Origin of the sequence: Pseudomonas sp. S31, from assembly GCF_016648105.1 — a bacterium.
In the GTDB taxonomy this organism is placed as follows: domain Bacteria; phylum Pseudomonadota; class Gammaproteobacteria; order Pseudomonadales; family Pseudomonadaceae; genus Aquipseudomonas.
In genome coordinates, this window is record NZ_JACVVE010000003.1 from 182,521 (window position 1) to 197,034 (window position 14,514).

The following is a 14,514-nucleotide window of genomic DNA, read 5'->3' on the forward strand; positions in this document are numbered from 1 at the left end:
TTTAGTGCAGGTGCTCGCGCCAAGCTCAGGCGCGCACGACCCGGGCGGTGTTGCCTTCGATGGCGACGAGGCGCACGCGCTCGCCGGCGGGGATGTCGCTGTCGGCGACGCAGGTCCATTCCTCGTTGCCGAGGATCGGCTTCTGGAAGCGCACGCGGCCTTTCTGGAATTGTGAAACGCTGGCGGTCAGCAGGCCGACCTCACCGATGACGCTGTCGGCGGTCCAGCGCACGTCCGGCTTCTTGCGCCGGAAAAGCTTGAACCACAGGGCGGTGGTCAACGAGGAGAACAGCACCCACAGCAGCACCTGCATGTCCAGTTGCAAGCTGGGCGCGGCGAGGGCGATGAACGAGACCAGCACGGCACCGATGCCGAACCAGAGGATGAAGAACGTGGGCAGGACCAGTTCGAGCAGGATCAGGCCAAGGCCGAAGACCAGCCAGATCCACCATTGCATTTCCATAAGCGCGACGCCTTCCGGGGGGAGGCATGAGTCTAAAACGCTCCCTGTCTGCATGGCCATCCGGATCTGTCACGGGCGAGTTGTGGATAAAGGCAATATCGTTGTGGGAAAAGGCACGCCAAGCGTCAGGGCCTGATAGCCGCAAGCAACGACTCCGCTCGCTCAAAACAACGATCTACTGTCGGCAGCACCGGACGCTTGAGAATCAACACCGGCACCCCTCGCTCACGCGCCACCTCGAGCTTCGGCTCGGTCGCCACGCTGCCGCTGTTCTTGCTCACCAGCACATCGATAGCGCGGCGCTCGAACAACGCCCGTTCGTCTTCGATGTGAAAGGGCCCACGTGCGCCGATCACCTCGCAGCGCTCATTGCCCGCGCAGGCCTCCAGCGCCCGCAAGGTCCAGAACTGCCCCAGCGGAATTTCCTCAAGATGTTGCAACGGCTCGCGGCCCAGGGTGAACAGCGGCCTCTTGAACGGCTCGAGCGCTGCGATCAGGTCCGCCCAGCCTTGCACCTCGCGCCAGTCGTCGCCCGCCTGCGCCTGCCAGGCTGGGCGGCGCAGGGCCCAGCAGGGAATGTCGACGGCACTGGCGGCATCGGCGGCGTTGCGGCTGATCTGCGCCGCATAGGGGTGGGTGGCGTCGATCAGTAGGCTGATGCCCGCCTCGCGCAGGTACCTGGCAAGGCCTTCGGCGCCGCCATAGCCGCCGACACGCACCTGGCAGGCCAGGTCCTGTGGCACGCGGCCGATGCCGGCCAGGCTGTAGACGTGCTCGGGGCCCAGTTGACGGGCGATGGCCAGGGCCTCGGTAACGCCGCCGAGCAACAGGATGCGCCGGCTCATTTTATGCCCGCCTTGCCGACGATGCCGCCCTGGCGGTCGATGGCGAACACCTCGACCTGGACCTGCGCTGGCACCACGCTGCGGGCGAATGCCAGCGCATGGGCACATACCGCATCGCCCAGGGCGATGCCTGCCGCATGGGCGAGCGCCAGGGCTTGCTGGCTGGTGTTGGCGGTAACGATCGCCGCCTGCAGGTTGGCATCGGCGCCGATGTCGGCGGCCCATCCGGCGAGTTGTGGCAGGTCGATGCTGGAGTGGCGGCTGTGCAGGTCCATGTGCCCGGCGGCGAGCTTGCTGATCTTGCCGAAACCACCGCACAGGCTCAGCCGCGCCACCGGTACCTTGCGCAGGTGCTTGAGCACCGCGCCGACGAAGTCGCCCATCTCGATCAGGGCGATTTCCGGCAAGCCATAGACCCGGCGCATGCAGTCCTCGCTGGCGTTGCCGGTGCAGGCGGCAATGTGCGTGTAGCCGTTGGTATGGGCCACATCGATGCCCTGGTGAATCGACGCGATGTACGCCGAGCAGGAGAACGGCCGGACGATGCCGCTGGTGCCGAGGATCGACAAGCCGCCGAGAATGCCCAGGCGCGGGTTCATGGTCTTCAGCGCCAAGCGGTCGCCGTCCTGCACGTTGACCGTCACCTCGAAGCCGCCCGGGTAGCTGCAGGCGTCTGCCAGTTGCTGCAAGTGCTCACCCATCATCCGCCGAGGTATTGGGTTGATCGCCGGTTCGCCGACCCCGAGCACCAGCCCGGGGCGGGTGACGGTGCCGACGCCAATGCCCGCGACGAAGCGGACACCGGGCGTGTCCAGCAGGCGTACCTGGCTGTAGAGCAGGGCGCCGTGGGTGACGTCCGGATCATCGCCGGCATCCTTGAGCGTGCCTGCCTCGGCGCGTTCGCCGTCGCGGCGGCAGAACTCCAGGCGCATCTGCACCACCTTGCCCTTGGGCAGGGTGATGCTCACTGCATCGCTGCCCTGGCCGGTCAGCAGCAGGCGTGCCGCAGCCAGGCTGGTGGCGGTGGCGCAGCTGCCGGTGGTCAGGCCACTGCGCAGGGGCGCCGGCTGTTCCTGGGTTTCGTCACGCATCGGCAGGCTTCACCACGTCGAGCAAGGTGATCGGCAGGGCCTGGCGCCAAGTGTCGAAGGCACCCAACGGCTGGGTCTGGGCGACGTGGATGCGGGTCAGGTCGCCGCCGTGACGCTCACGGAAATGCGCCAGGGCCAGTTCGCTCTGCAAGGTCACCGCGTTGGCCACCAGGCGCCCGCCGGGGCGCAGGCGCTCCCAGCACAGCGCCAGCACGCCGTCGCGGGTGACACCGCCGCCGATGAAGATCGCATCGGGCCGTTCGAGCCCGGCCAGGGCTTCGGGCGCCTTGCCGCGTACCAGCTGCAGGCCGGGCACGCCCAGCGCGTCGCGGTTGTACTCGATGAAGCCCTGGCGGCCTGCGTCGGCCTCGATCGCCAGCGCGCGGCAGGCTGGGTGGGCGCGCATCCACTCGATGCCGATGGAGCCGCAGCCGGCGCCCACGTCCCACAGCAGTTCGCCAGGCTGGGGCGCCAGGCGGGCCAGGGTGATCGCGCGCACGTCGCGCTTGGTCAGTTGGCCGTCATGGCGGAAGGCGTCATCGGCCAAACCCGCGACCCGGCCCAGGCGAGGCGCGGTGGCGCTGGCCTGGCACTCGATGGCGACCAGGTTGAGCGCGGCGACCTGCGTGTGTGGCCAGTCTTCGGCGCTACCGCACAGGTGTCGCTCGGCAGTTGCGCCGAGGTGTTCGAGTACGTGCAGGCGGCTGGGGCCGAAGCCGCGTTCGCGCAACAGCGCGGCGATGGCGGCCGGGCTGTCGCCATCGTTGCTCAGCACCAGCAGGCGCATGCCGCTGTGCAGGTGGGCATTGAGCGCCACCAGTGGCCGGGCCACCAGCGAGACCACCTGCAGGTCCTGCAGCGGCCAGCCCAGGCGGGCGGCGGCGAGGGCACAGGAGGAGGGCATCGACAGCACCTGCATCTCCTCGGCTGCGACCTGGCGCGCCAGGCTGGCGCCGACGCCGTAGAACATCGGGTCGCCGCTGGCCAGCACGCACACGGGTTCACCGCGTAGCGCCAGCACCGGGGCGAGGGTGAAGGGGGTGGGCCATTGCTCGCGTGCGGCAGTCACGCAGCGAGGCAGCAGGGCCAGCTGGCGTGGGCTGCCGATGATCCGCGAGGCGCCCAGCAGGGCCCGCCGGGCTTGCTTGCCCAGGCCGCTGAAGCCGTCTTCGCCGATGCCTACTACTGTCAGCCAGGGTGCCATGTGTTCCTTTATCCGTCATGTGAACCGCGTCGCGTCCTTCGCGGGTAAACCCGCTCCTACAGGGGGGCTGTAGGAGCGGGTTTACCCGCGAAGAGGGCGCCACGGTCCGGAATTTTTCGCGCGATCGCGACGATGCTCGACCACCGGCTTTTCATGCCGCAGGCCAAAGCAGGCATAATACCGCGCCTTCTACACTCAAGCGCATTTTCAGCGATTGCCGGACACCCCCTTGAAGCAGGTTCATACTCCCAGCGTTTCGCCCCGTCCCTCGGCTTGCCCGGGGTTGTGGCGCATCGTCGCCGCGCGCGACGGCGGGATCTGCCGCATCAAGCTGCCGGGTGGCCTGCTTCTGGCCGACCAGGCCGATGCGCTGGCGAGCGCGGCCGAGCGCTTCGCCAGTGGCGTGATCGAAGCGACCAACCGCGGCAACCTGCAGATTCGCGGTATTGGCGCCGAACACGCCGGGCTGGTCGACAGCCTGCTGGCCGCGGGCCTCGGCCCGCGCGAGGCGGCCGGCGACGATGTGCGCAACCTGATGCTCAGCCCATTGGCCGGGCTCGACCCGGCGGCGTTGCTGGATGTGCGGCCTCTGGCCGGGCAGATCCTCGATCTGCTGCAGGGCACGCCACGTTTCCATGAACTGTCGGCCAAGTTCGCCATCCAGCTCGATGGCGGCGAAGGCCTGGCGATGCTCGAGCACCCCCACGATCTGTGGTTGTCGGTCATGCGCCTGGAACAGCAGGACTGGCTGGCCTTCGGCCTGGCCGGCTGCCCCACCGAGCCGCCGCTCGGCGCGGTGCCGATGGCCCAGGGCCTGGCCCTGGTGCAGGCGGTACTGGGGCGCTTTCTCGACCTGGCGAGCCCCGAGCAGTCGCGTATGCGCCAGCTCCTGCAGCAGCTTGCGCCGGCCGCCTTCATCGAGGGCCTGGACATCCGCCGCGACGCCGCCGTGCTCGGCTGGCGACGCGCCAGCGCCAGCGCCGCCTGGCTGGGCACCCTGGCGCAGCGCCAGGGCATGGCCCTGGGCATTGCCCCGCCGCTTGGCCGGTTGACCCCTGGCATGCTCCGCGGCACTGCCGGCATCGCCCGGCAGTGGGGCGATGGCAGTTTGCGGGTGAGCCCGTGGCAGAGCCTGGTGCTGCCCAATCTCGACCCCGCCCACCGCGAACAGGCGCAAACCGCGCTCGCCGGGCTCGGCCTGCTTTGCCACGCCGACGATCCCCTGTCGCGCATCGTCGCCTGCACCGGCAGCCATGGCTGCGCCAAGGCGGCGGCCGCGACCAAGAGCGATGCCGTGACCCTGGCCCGCCTGCTGGGCCCTGGCGCGCCTGGCAGCGTGCACCTGTCCGGCTGCGCGCGATCCTGCGCCGTGGCCCATGTCGCCCCGGCCACCCTGCTGGCCCGATCGCCCGGGCGCTACGACCTTTACTTGCGTGACGCGCACCTGCCGGGCCTGGGTGCCCTGCGCGGCACCGACCTCACCTTGAACGACGCAGGCGCCATGCTCGACCTGCCGACGGAGCACCTTGATGATTGACTACATCCGCGATGGTCAGGAGATCTATCGCAATTCCTTCCGGATCATCCGTGAGGAGGCCCGGCTCGAACGGATCCCCGCAGACCTCGAAAAACTCGCCGTGCGGGTGATCCATGCCTGCGGCATGGTCGAGGCGGTCGATGGCTTGCAGTTCTCCGAAGGTGCTGGCCGCGCAGGGCGCGAGGCCCTGGCCAAGGGCGCGCCGATCCTCTGCGACGCGCACATGGTCGCCGAAGGCATCACCCGCGCGCGCCTGCCGGCGGACAACCCGGTGATCTGCACCCTGCGCGACCCGAGCGTGCCGGGCATGGCCAAGGAAGCGGGCAACACCCGTTCGGCACTGGCCCTGGAGCTCTGGCGCCCGCACCTGGAAGGCAGCGTGGTGGTGATCGGCAACGCGCCGACCGCGCTGTTCTACCTGCTGGAAATGCTCGATGCCGGAGCGCCGAAGCCTGCGCTGATCCTTGGCTTCCCGGTGGGCTTCGTCGGCGCCGCCGAATCCAAGGCGATGCTCGCCGCCGACAGCCGCGGCGTGCCGTTCGTGATCATGCAGGGCCGCCTGGGCGGCAGCGCGATGGCCGCTGCCGCGGTCAACGCCCTGGCCACGGAGGTGGAGTGATGGCGCCACGTGGACGACTGCTGGGCCTGGGCGTGGGCCCTGGCGACCCGGAACTGATCACGGTCAAGGCACTGCGCTTGCTGCGTGAGGCGCCAGTGGTGGCGTACTTCGTGGCCAAGGGCAAGCGCGGCAATGCCTTCGGCATCATCGAGGCGCACCTGCAGGCCGAACAGATCTTGCTGCCGCTGGTTTATCCGGTGACGACCGAAGTACTGCCGGCGCCGCTGTCCTACGAACAGGTGATCAGCGATTTCTACGATGAAGCCGCCGTGCAGGTGGCCGAGCACCTGGATGCCGGGCGCGACGTCGCGGTGATCTGCGAAGGCGATCCGTTCTTCTACGGCTCGTACATGTACCTGCACGACCGCCTGGCGCAGCAGCATGAGGCGCAGGTGGTTCCTGGCGTGTGCTCCATGCTCGGTGGCGCCTCGGTGCTGGGCGCGCCGCTGGTGTATCGCAACCAGAGCCTGTCGGTGCTGTCGGGCGTGCTGCCGGCCGAGGAACTCAAGCGCCGCCTGGCCGACGCCGATGCCGCCGTGATCATGAAGCTTGGCCGCAATTTCCCCAAGGTGCGCCAGGTGCTCGCCGAACTGGGGCTGGACGGACGCGCGTTGTATGTCGAGCGAGCGACCATGGCCAACCAGAAGATCGTCGCCCTCGACGCGGTCGACCCACAGTCCTCGCCGTACTTCTCGCTGATCATCGTGCCGGGTGAAAAATGGCAGGGATGAACATGCAGGCTCCAGCCATCGTCATCCTTGGCCAGGGCAGCCTGGAGACCGCGCGGCGCATCCAGCAATGCTATCCAGAGGCGACCATCCATGGCCTGGACGGCCGGGTCGAGGGTGCCGACCAGCTCTACCAGGCCTTTGGCGACACGCTGCGGGCGCTGTACCGGCAGGCCACGCCGATCATCGCCCTGTGCGCAGCCGGGATCGTCATCCGCAGCCTGGCCAGCCTGCTCGACGAGAAGGGGGCCGAGCCGCCGGTGCTGGCCGTGGCCGAGGACGGCAGCGCAGTGGTGCCGCTGCTTGGCGGCCTGGCCGGGGTCAACGTCATGGCCCGGGCCATCGGCGAGACGCTGGGCGTTGCGGCGGCCATCACCACCAGCGGCGAGCTGCGTTTCGGCACGTGCCTGCTGAACCCACCGCAAGGCTACGCGCTGGCCGATCTGGAGCAGGGCAAGCGCTTCGTCTCGGACTTGTTGGCCGGTGAGGCGGTACGTATCGAAGGCGACGCGCCTTGGTTGCAGCAAGCCAGCCTGCCGGCCAGCGCAGCGGCGCGGCGCACCATCCATGTGGGGTGCGAGGCTCGCCCGGCCCGCCATGACGAGTTGCTGATCCATTCCCGTGCGGTGCTGGTGGCGGTCGAGTCGGGCACACCGGGGCTGGCGGACAGCGTGCGCGAGGCCCTGCGCGAAGCAGGCCTCGCCCAGGCCTCGCTGGCCTGCCTGCTGGCCGCCGAGCAGGCCATGGCCGACGCCGAGCTGCATGCCGCGGCGCGGTCGCTGGGCGTCGCGCTACGCTTTGCGCCGCTTGGCAACGGGCTGGCCGAGATGGCCGCTGCAGCCCTGCCGCTAGCACGCCTGAGCACGCAGGCAGGCTGCGTGATCGCGGTGGCGCCAGCACCGGTCGAGGTCGAGCGAGTCGGTGAGCGCCGCGGTCGCCTGGCGGTGATCGGGCTCGGCCCCGGCGCGGCAGAGCTGATGGTGCCGGCGGTCAAGGCCGAGCTTGCGCGCGCGCAGGACATCCTCGGCTACGAGACCTATGTGCGCATGGCCGGGCCGTTCCGTGACGACCAGGTTCAGCATTGCACCGACAACCGCGAAGAGATGCAGCGTGCGCGGCATGCCTTCGAACTGGCTGCCCAAGGGCGCTCGGTAGTGGTCGTGTCGTCGGGCGATCCGGGGGTGTTCGCCATGGCTGCGGCGGTTCTGGAAGCCTTGCATGGCTCCAGCGACCCGGCCTGGCAGCGCGTCGACCTGGAAATCCTCCCAGGGGTTTCCGCGTCGCTGGCCACTGCGGCGCAGGCTGGAGCGCCCCTGGGGCACGACTTCTGTGTGATGTCGCTGTCGGACAACCTCAAGCCATGGGCGACCATCGAACAGCGCCTCGACCTGGCTGCCCAGGCCGACCTGGTGCTGGCGTTCTACAACCCGATCTCGCGTTCTCGCCCCTGGCAACTGGGTGTGGCGCTCGACATCGTGCGCCGTCATCGTGATGGACAGACGCCTGTAGTCCTTGGCCGAGACATCGGTCGGCCAGGGCAGACGCTGAGGGTCGTCTCCTTGGCCGAACTGCAGCCGGAAATGGTCGACATGCGCACCATGGTGCTGGTCGGTTCATCCACCACGTGCACGTTCGCCCGCGCTGACGGCGGGCGCTGGGTGTACACGCCACGCTGGTACCCAACGGCACCCTGAGCCTGGCGGGAAAGCTTTCCGGACAGGTTCGCCGCTGCGTTTCGGTTAGGGTGAAGCAGCCTCGATGATCGGCATCGAGGCCTACCCGAGGATGACGCAGCATGACTGAGAATATCTCCAGCAACCGCAACAGTGCCGCAGTAATCGAACAATCGTTGATGGCCTTTGGCGCCGGCATCGAGGTCGGAGTCCGTGCCGACATCAAGCACGCTTTTCACTTCGCCACGTTGGCGGCGAGCAAGCAATATCCCGATCAGGGCCAGACCGAACAATGGTTCAAGCTGTTTCTCCAGGTGATGCAGGATTGCGGCTGGGTGACGTTGAGCCGTTCGTACGAGCGCGAAAGCAGCGCTTCGCAATCCTTGAAGTTGGGTGCGGTCGCCTACAAGTCGATCAAGGTGATCGGCCAGGCGGTGTTCAGCAACCCCATCTCCGATGCGCTGGCTGAGTTGGCGGCCAAGGCCCTCGAAGCGCTGGGCGAAGTCACCGAGGCCCAGGACATCCTCAAGCGCAACATGCGCGAGCGGCAGATCAGCACCGTTGGTCTGGGGGCCTGCGTGCAGAACGCCAGCGGGGAAGTGTTGCTGGTGATCAGTGCGGTGGACGCCAAGCCGCTCGACGATCACGAGCTCGATACCGTGGCCTTCGAATGGAAAAGCACGGCCGCGCAAATGTACACCGGTTCGGCGGTGTTGGTGTTCCACCGTGAGGTGTTCGACACGCTCCGAGAAACCATCGCCGAACGCGTGGGTGAACGCGCCCGTCGCAATGTCCTCGATTATGAGATCTGAGCCTATGAACATGCCGGAAACGAACGTGGTCGGTGCCAGCCTGCTTTCATTGCTTCCAGGTATCGATGCGGCGGCGCGCGAGGCGATCCAGTTGGCGGTACTGATGGCGCAGCGGGTGGCCGAGAGCGATCATCGCGAGGGCTTGGTGCAGGACTGGTTCAGCCATTATCGGCGCCAGTTGCAGTTCTATGGTTGGGATGCGCTGACGGCCGAACAGCGCTACCGGCCAGACCCGCAGCGCAGGGGGGCGGTGGAGCGGAGCTTGCACATCGTCCAGCAAGTGGCGGGGGAGCGGCACGCGCGCAGCTTGCAAGCTTCATTGCAGGCATTGGCGGAGAATGGCTCGGCCTTGTGGCAGATGCAACAACGCAGCCGGCAGATGAACCTGTTCCAGCTATTGCCCTGTGCACCCAGGGAGGACGGTAACCTGGACATCGTGCTGTACCACGAGGTGGGCGAACTGGCGCTGTTCGGTTTCGATTTCCCGGTGCGCATCGATGAGGCGAGTCGGGTGCGGGCGGAACTGGTGCGCTTCAACCCCCGTCTGTTCCAGCGCACTCACGCTGACAAGGTCAGGCAGGCGTTAGGGCGAATCCTGCATGAGGAAATCATCGCGCTACCGATCTAGACCAGATAACCCTTGATCCCGGTGAAGATGATCTGCGCGGCCAGGGCGCAGACGAACAAGCCCATCAGCCGGCTGACGATCTGCAGGCCCTGCTCGCCGAGGATGCGTTCGATCCGGTGGGACAGGTACAGCACCAGGCCCACGGTGAAGCTGGCCAGCACGATACTGACGATGGCCAGCAGTTTCTCGTCCCAATGTGGCTGGCCCACGCCCATCACCAGCAGGGCACCGATGGTGCCGGGGCCGACGGTGAGCGGGATAGTCAGCGGCACGATGGTCACGTCCTGCTGCACGTTGTCGGCCTGTACCGCCGGCTTGCCCTGGGCCATGCCCAAGGCCGAGATGAACAGCACGCTGCCGGCACCGATACGGAAGGCATCCGCAGTGATGCCGAATACGCCGAAGATGACCCGGCCGAACAGGTACAGCAGCACGCTGGCCACCAGTACGGCGATGGACACGCGCCAGGCCAGTTGCTTGCGCTCCTTGCTGGAGTGACCTCGGGTCAGGCTGATGAAGCACGACAGCACGAAGAACGGGCTGTAGAGCACGAGCATCTTCAGGTAGACGCTGGACAGGTCATGGAGCATTGGGTGTGGCCCCTGGCAGGAAGTTTCAGGGAAGTGTATCAGCCTCAAGGGCCTCTTCGCGGCGGTTCGCCGCTGCGACTTGCCCGCGAAGCAGGCGCTGCGGTTCAGGAGGTATGCGCGGGGTCAGCCTTGGCCTCGCGCTTGTTCGCCCAGAACTGCACCAGCTCGCGCAACTGCGACAGCTCCACCGGCTTGGCCATGTGCCCGTCCATGCCGGCGATGCGCGCGCGCTCCTTGTGTTCGGTGAGGATGTGCGCGGTCAAGGCGACTACCGGCGTACGCTGGCGCTGGTTGGCGGCTTCCCAGGTGCGCAGTTGCTCGGTGGCCGAGAAACCATCGAGGATTGGCATCTCGCAATCCATCAGCACCAGGTCGTAGCGCCGCGCCTTCATGGCCTGCAGGGCCTCCTCGCCGTTGCTGGCGGTGTCCGGCTCGAGGTTGAGCTTGCCCAGCATGCCGCGGATGACTTTGGTCGAGATGCTGTTGTCCTCGGCGACCAGCACGCGGAAGTCGCTGGGCAGGTCCGCCGTAACGTGGGTGCCGGGCAGCGCTGGCGGCGGGAGCTGGTCGCGGCCGCGCTGGGCCAGTTCCTCGGCCAGGGTGGTCTTGAGGGTATAGCCCGCCACGGGTTTGGCCAGGATCCGCTTGACCCCGGCATTGCGGGCGATGATCTTGCTCGGTGCGTTGCTGATGCCGGTGAGCATGACCACCAGGATGTCGTGGTTCAGGCTCGGGTCTTCCTTGATCTTCGCCGCCAGTTGCATGCCGGTCATGCCGGGCATGTTCTGGTCCAGCAGCACCACGTCGAAGTAGTCGCGCAGGTGCGCCTTGGTCCGCAGCAGGGCCAGCGCTTCCTTGCCCGAAGGCACGGCGCTGACGTTCATGCCCCAGGCGCTGCATTGCTGCACCAGTACCTTGCGGCAGGTGTCGTTGTCGTCCACCACCAGTACCCGGGCATCGCGCAGCGGCACGTCGAGGTCGGTGGCGGGCTGTTCCAGGCGTGACGGGTCGAGCGGCAAGGTCAGCCACAGGGTGTTGCCCATGCTGGTGCTGCTCTTGATGCCGAACTCGCCTTGCATCAGGCCGATCAGCTGCTTGGCGATGACCAGGCCAAGGTGGCCGCCGAGCTTGTTGCTGGAGAGGAACTGGTGGCTGTGCAGCTCGGCTTGCAGCAGCGCTTCGCGCTCGGCCACCGGCAACGGCGCGCCGCTGTCCTGCACGGCGATACGCAGGCGTGGGGTTTCGCTGCGCTGGTCGAGGGCCACCACCAGCAGGATCTCGCCCTGGTCGGTATTCTTCAGGGCGTTGTCCAGCAGGCTAGACAACGCCTGGCGCAGGCGTGTCGGGTCGCCGCTGATGACCCGTGGCACCTGGGGCTGGGTGAAGCTGATCAGCTCGATGTTCTGCTGCTCGGCCTTGGCGCGGAAGATATTCAGGCAGTCCTCGATCAGTGCGTTGAGGTCGAACTGCACGTCATCGAGTTCGATCTGCCGCGACTCGAGCTTGGAGATGTCGAGAATCTCGTTGATCAGGGTCAGCAGCTCGTTACCGGCGCTGTGGATGGTCTGCACGTAGTCGCGCTGCTTGACCGACAGGGGGGTGCCGAGCAGCAGTTCGGTCATGCCCAGCACGCCGTTCATCGGCGTGCGGATCTCGTGGCTGATCTTGGCCAGGAACTCGGCCTTGGCGTTGATTTCGGCATCGCTGGCGGCCAGCGCCCGGCTGAGGCTGTAGCGCTCCTCGCTGAGGCGGCGCAGGCGCTCGCTGACCGCAAGGTTGAGCAAGAGCCCGCTGGCCACCGTCAGGCCGAGCAGAATGCACAGCAGCCAGGGCGTGGGGGTGCGGGTCAGCCCCAGCAGCGCCGGCAGCAGTACCAGGCCGCCGAGGTTGAATATCACCATCGCCAGGCTGAACAGCCGTGCCGGCGCATAGCCCCGGAACCAGTGGTAGCTGCTGACCAGCAGCATGGTCACGCTGCCCAGGGCGAGCAGGGCATAGGTCATCAGGTTCAGCGGCAGGGTGTCGACGAACAGCAGGATCAGCCCGCTGACAGCGACCACCAGCATCTCGCCCTGCAGCAGGCGGTTGATCTGCGGCGAGTTGCAGGTCTGGAAGAACTGCTGGGTGAAGTACAGGCCGGCCAGGCCTGCCAACACCAGTGTCAGATAGGCGGCTGGCGTTTGCGCGGCATGCCAGAGGTGCCACCACGGGCCACTCAGGTTGAGCAGGATCAGTCCGCTGAGCAGCATCAGGCCGTGGTACAAGGCGAGGTACAACGAGGCGCCGGAGCGGGTGTAGATGAAGCGGATGAGGTTATGCAGCATCAGCATCACCAGGCCGCCCAGGAGCATGCCCAGCAACAGCTCGCGGCTGTGGTCGGAGGCCGCCTGGGCCGCTGGCTCCAGGCTGATGGCCGGGCGCAGCTGGTGCTCCGAGACCAGGCGCAGATAGACATCCACGGGTTGGCTGCTGTGCGGTAGCGGCAGGATATGGTCGCTGCCCCGCAGGGTGGGGCTGGCATTGCTGGTCTGGCGGCCATGGTGCAGTTGGCGCAGCAGCTTGTCGCCATCGAGGGCGTAGAGGTCGAGGCGGGACAGATCGGGGGCGAACACCCGCAGCAGCTGCTCCTGGTCGCCCGGTTCCAGGCGATAGTGCAACCACAGTGCCTGTTCGGGCAGTGCGGCATCCAGTTCATTGAGTGTCAGGGGACTGAACTGGTTGCGGTAGCGCTCCGAGCGCACGTCGCTGAGTTGCAGGTTGGCCTGTTCGTCGAGCAGAACGGACCAGCCGCCGCCTTGGTCGGCCGAAGCCGGGTGCAGGCAGAGCAGGGTCAGCAAGCTGACGATCAGAGCTATGGCAATCCGAAGCCGACGCAAGACGAGATCCCTTCTAGGCTGATGTGCCGGATACCTACTATGCGCGGGGCCCCAAGGCGAAGGCAAGGCCCCGGCCGGACCCTGTCGACGAGCCGAATGCCGCATCGCCAGGGCGACGCGGCGCTGCGCAGGGGGTTACTGCTGGTGCTCACCGCGCTCTCGGGCGATGGCCCGGTAGCCGATGTCGGTACGGTAGAAGCTGCCGTCCCATTCAACCTGCTCGGCCAGGCGGTAGGCCTGCTGCTGGGCAGCCTCGACCGTTTCGCCCAGGGCGGTGGCGCACAGCACGCGGCCACCGGCGCTGACCACCTGGCCGTCCTTGAGTGCGGTACCGGCATGGAACACCTTGCCTTCGAGCTTGGCGGCAGCGTCCAGGCCGTGGATGGCCGCGCCCTTGGCGTAGTCGCCCGGGTAGCCGCCGGCAGCCAGCACCACGCCCAGGCTCGGACGCGGGTCCCACTGCGCTTCGACCTTGTCCAGGGCCTTGGCGAAGGCGGCTTCGATCAGCAGCACCAGGCTCGATTCCAGGCGCAGCATGACTGGCTGGGTTTCTGGGTCGCCGAAGCGGCAGTTGAACTCGATGACCTTGGGGTTGCCCGCCTTGTCGATCATCAGGCCGGCATACAGGAAGCCGGTGTAGACGTTGCCTTCCTCGGCCATGCCGCGCACGGTCGGCCAGATCACCTGGTCCATCACGCGCTGGTGCACTTGGGCGGTGACCACCGGGGCCGGCGAGTAGGCGCCCATACCGCCGGTGTTCGGGCCGGTGTCCTGGTCGCCGACGCGCTTGTGGTCCTGGCTGGTGGCCATTGGCAGTACGTTGTGGCCGTCGACCATGACGATGAAGCTGGCTTCTTCGCCGTCGAGGAACTCCTCGATCACCACGCGCGAGCCTGCGTCGCCGAAGGCGTTGCCGGCGAGCATGTCACGCACGGCGGCTTCGGCTTCTTCGAGGGTCATGGCGACGATCACGCCCTTGCCGGCGGCCAGGCCGTCGGCCTTGATCACGATCGGTGCGCCTTTTTCGCGCAGGTAGGCCAGTGCCGGCTCGATCTCGGTGAAGTTCTGGTAGTCGGCGGTCGGGATCTTGTGACGTGCCAGGAAGTCCTTGGTGAAGGCCTTGGAACCTTCCAGCTGGGCCGCACCCTTGGTCGGGCCGAAGCAGTCAAGGCCGCGGCTGCGGAACAGGTCGACGACACCGATGACCAGTGGCGCCTCGGGGCCGACGATGGTCAGGTCGACGTTGTGCTCGGCGAAGTCCGCCAGTTGCTCCAGGGCGCATACGTCGATGGCGACGTTCTCGCACTTGGCTTCGGTGGCGGTGCCGGCGTTGCCGGGGGCAACGAAGACCTTCTCGACGCGTGGGTCCTGGGCGACTTTCCAGGCCAGGGCGTGCTCACGGCCGCCGCTGCCGATGATCAAAACTTTCATGTCAAAACCTCTGTGTT

At 67.3% G+C, this 14,514-nt stretch carries 13 protein-coding genes; 6 read left to right on the top strand and 7 right to left on the bottom strand.

Going from position 1 to position 14,514, the window contains the following annotated elements; all coding sequences use genetic code 11:
* Positions 1–25: 25 nt before the first annotated feature.
* The 4 genes from IAE37_RS04600 to cbiE all read right to left on the bottom strand — a co-directional run bounded on the left by IAE37_RS04600 (position 26) and on the right by cbiE (position 3,603).
* The gene (locus IAE37_RS04600; RefSeq protein ID WP_201169885.1) at positions 26–463 is read right to left on the bottom strand and encodes an NfeD family protein; all 438 of its coding nucleotides are present in this window, start codon (positions 461–463) and stop codon (positions 26–28) included.
* Between the two features lie 125 nt (positions 464–588).
* On the bottom strand, positions 589–1,308 hold the full coding sequence (locus IAE37_RS04605) for a cobalt-precorrin-6A reductase (protein WP_201169887.1): 720 nt from the start codon (positions 1,306–1,308) through the stop codon (positions 589–591).
* Entirely contained in the window at positions 1,305–2,399 is a 1,095-nt protein-coding gene (locus tag IAE37_RS04610) for a cobalt-precorrin-5B (C(1))-methyltransferase (protein WP_201169890.1), read from the bottom strand. Before IAE37_RS04610 ends, IAE37_RS04605 begins: the two co-directional genes overlap by 4 nt.
* Positions 2,392–3,603 (bottom strand): precorrin-6y C5,15-methyltransferase (decarboxylating) subunit CbiE, encoded by a 1,212-nt coding sequence (gene cbiE / locus IAE37_RS04615; RefSeq protein WP_201169893.1) that lies wholly within the window; start codon positions 3,601–3,603, stop codon positions 2,392–2,394. The genes IAE37_RS04610 and cbiE overlap by 8 nt, the downstream gene beginning before the upstream one ends.
* Positions 3,604–3,817: 214 nt before the next feature.
* Between cbiE and cobG the strand changes: the two genes are divergently transcribed.
* The 6 genes from cobG to IAE37_RS04645 all read left to right on the top strand — a co-directional run bounded on the left by cobG (position 3,818) and on the right by IAE37_RS04645 (position 9,600).
* Positions 3,818–5,140 (top strand): precorrin-3B synthase, encoded by a 1,323-nt coding sequence (gene cobG / locus IAE37_RS04620; protein ID WP_201169897.1) that lies wholly within the window; start codon positions 3,818–3,820, stop codon positions 5,138–5,140.
* On the top strand, positions 5,133–5,759 hold the full coding sequence (locus IAE37_RS04625; RefSeq protein WP_201169900.1) for a precorrin-8X methylmutase: 627 nt from the start codon (positions 5,133–5,135) through the stop codon (positions 5,757–5,759). The genes cobG and IAE37_RS04625 overlap by 8 nt, the downstream gene beginning before the upstream one ends.
* Complete coding sequence (locus IAE37_RS04630; protein WP_201169903.1) at positions 5,759–6,490, top strand: precorrin-2 C(20)-methyltransferase; 732 nt, start codon at positions 5,759–5,761, stop codon at positions 6,488–6,490. Before IAE37_RS04625 ends, IAE37_RS04630 begins: the two co-directional genes overlap by 1 nt.
* Positions 6,478–8,181: a precorrin-3B C(17)-methyltransferase gene (gene cobJ, locus IAE37_RS04635; protein ID WP_201169906.1), complete on the top strand. Its 1,704-nt coding sequence runs from the start codon at positions 6,478–6,480 to the stop codon at positions 8,179–8,181. Before IAE37_RS04630 ends, cobJ begins: the two co-directional genes overlap by 13 nt.
* Before the next feature lie 101 nt (positions 8,182–8,282).
* Positions 8,283–8,972, top strand: a complete 690-nt coding sequence (locus tag IAE37_RS04640) for a hypothetical protein (RefSeq protein WP_201169909.1) — start codon at positions 8,283–8,285, stop codon at positions 8,970–8,972.
* Between the two features lie 10 nt (positions 8,973–8,982).
* The gene (locus IAE37_RS04645; RefSeq protein WP_201169911.1) at positions 8,983–9,600 is read left to right on the top strand and encodes a hypothetical protein; all 618 of its coding nucleotides are present in this window, start codon (positions 8,983–8,985) and stop codon (positions 9,598–9,600) included.
* Here the strand turns inward: IAE37_RS04645 and IAE37_RS04650 are convergent.
* The 3 genes from IAE37_RS04650 to purD form a co-directional block, all read right to left on the bottom strand.
* A complete protein-coding gene (locus tag IAE37_RS04650; RefSeq protein ID WP_201169913.1) occupies positions 9,597–10,190 on the bottom strand; it encodes a MarC family protein in 594 nt (197 codons plus the stop codon). The two genes, IAE37_RS04645 and IAE37_RS04650, sit on opposite strands and share 4 nt — an antisense overlap.
* A gap of 104 nt (positions 10,191–10,294) precedes the next feature.
* Positions 10,295–13,066 (bottom strand): hybrid sensor histidine kinase/response regulator, encoded by a 2,772-nt coding sequence (locus IAE37_RS04655; protein WP_201169924.1) that lies wholly within the window; start codon positions 13,064–13,066, stop codon positions 10,295–10,297.
* Between the two features lie 135 nt (positions 13,067–13,201).
* A complete protein-coding gene (gene purD / locus IAE37_RS04660; protein ID WP_201169927.1) occupies positions 13,202–14,497 on the bottom strand; it encodes a phosphoribosylamine--glycine ligase in 1,296 nt (431 codons plus the stop codon).
* Positions 14,498–14,514: the final 17 nt, after the last annotated feature.

Bases quoted from the DNA above. Each gene is read 5' to 3' on its own strand.
- IAE37_RS04600 (WP_201169885.1), bottom strand. From the start codon at position 463: ATGGAAATGCAATGGTGGATCTGGCTGGTCTTCGGCCTTGGCCTGATC.
- IAE37_RS04605 (WP_201169887.1), bottom strand. From the start codon at position 1,308: ATGAGCCGGCGCATCCTGTTGCTCGGCGGCGTTACCGAGGCCCTGGCC.
- IAE37_RS04610 (WP_201169890.1), bottom strand. From the start codon at position 2,399: ATGCGTGACGAAACCCAGGAACAGCCGGCGCCCCTGCGCAGTGGCCTG.
- cbiE (WP_201169893.1), bottom strand. From the start codon at position 3,603: ATGGCACCCTGGCTGACAGTAGTAGGCATCGGCGAAGACGGCTTCAGC.
- IAE37_RS04625 (WP_201169900.1), top strand. From the start codon at position 5,133: ATGATTGACTACATCCGCGATGGTCAGGAGATCTATCGCAATTCCTTC.
- IAE37_RS04630 (WP_201169903.1), top strand. From the start codon at position 5,759: ATGGCGCCACGTGGACGACTGCTGGGCCTGGGCGTGGGCCCTGGCGAC.
- cobJ (WP_201169906.1), top strand. From the start codon at position 6,478: ATGGCAGGGATGAACATGCAGGCTCCAGCCATCGTCATCCTTGGCCAG.
- IAE37_RS04640 (WP_201169909.1), top strand. From the start codon at position 8,283: ATGACTGAGAATATCTCCAGCAACCGCAACAGTGCCGCAGTAATCGAA.
- IAE37_RS04645 (WP_201169911.1), top strand. From the start codon at position 8,983: ATGCCGGAAACGAACGTGGTCGGTGCCAGCCTGCTTTCATTGCTTCCA.
- IAE37_RS04650 (WP_201169913.1), bottom strand. From the start codon at position 10,190: ATGCTCCATGACCTGTCCAGCGTCTACCTGAAGATGCTCGTGCTCTAC.
- purD (WP_201169927.1), bottom strand. From the start codon at position 14,497: ATGAAAGTTTTGATCATCGGCAGCGGCGGCCGTGAGCACGCCCTGGCC.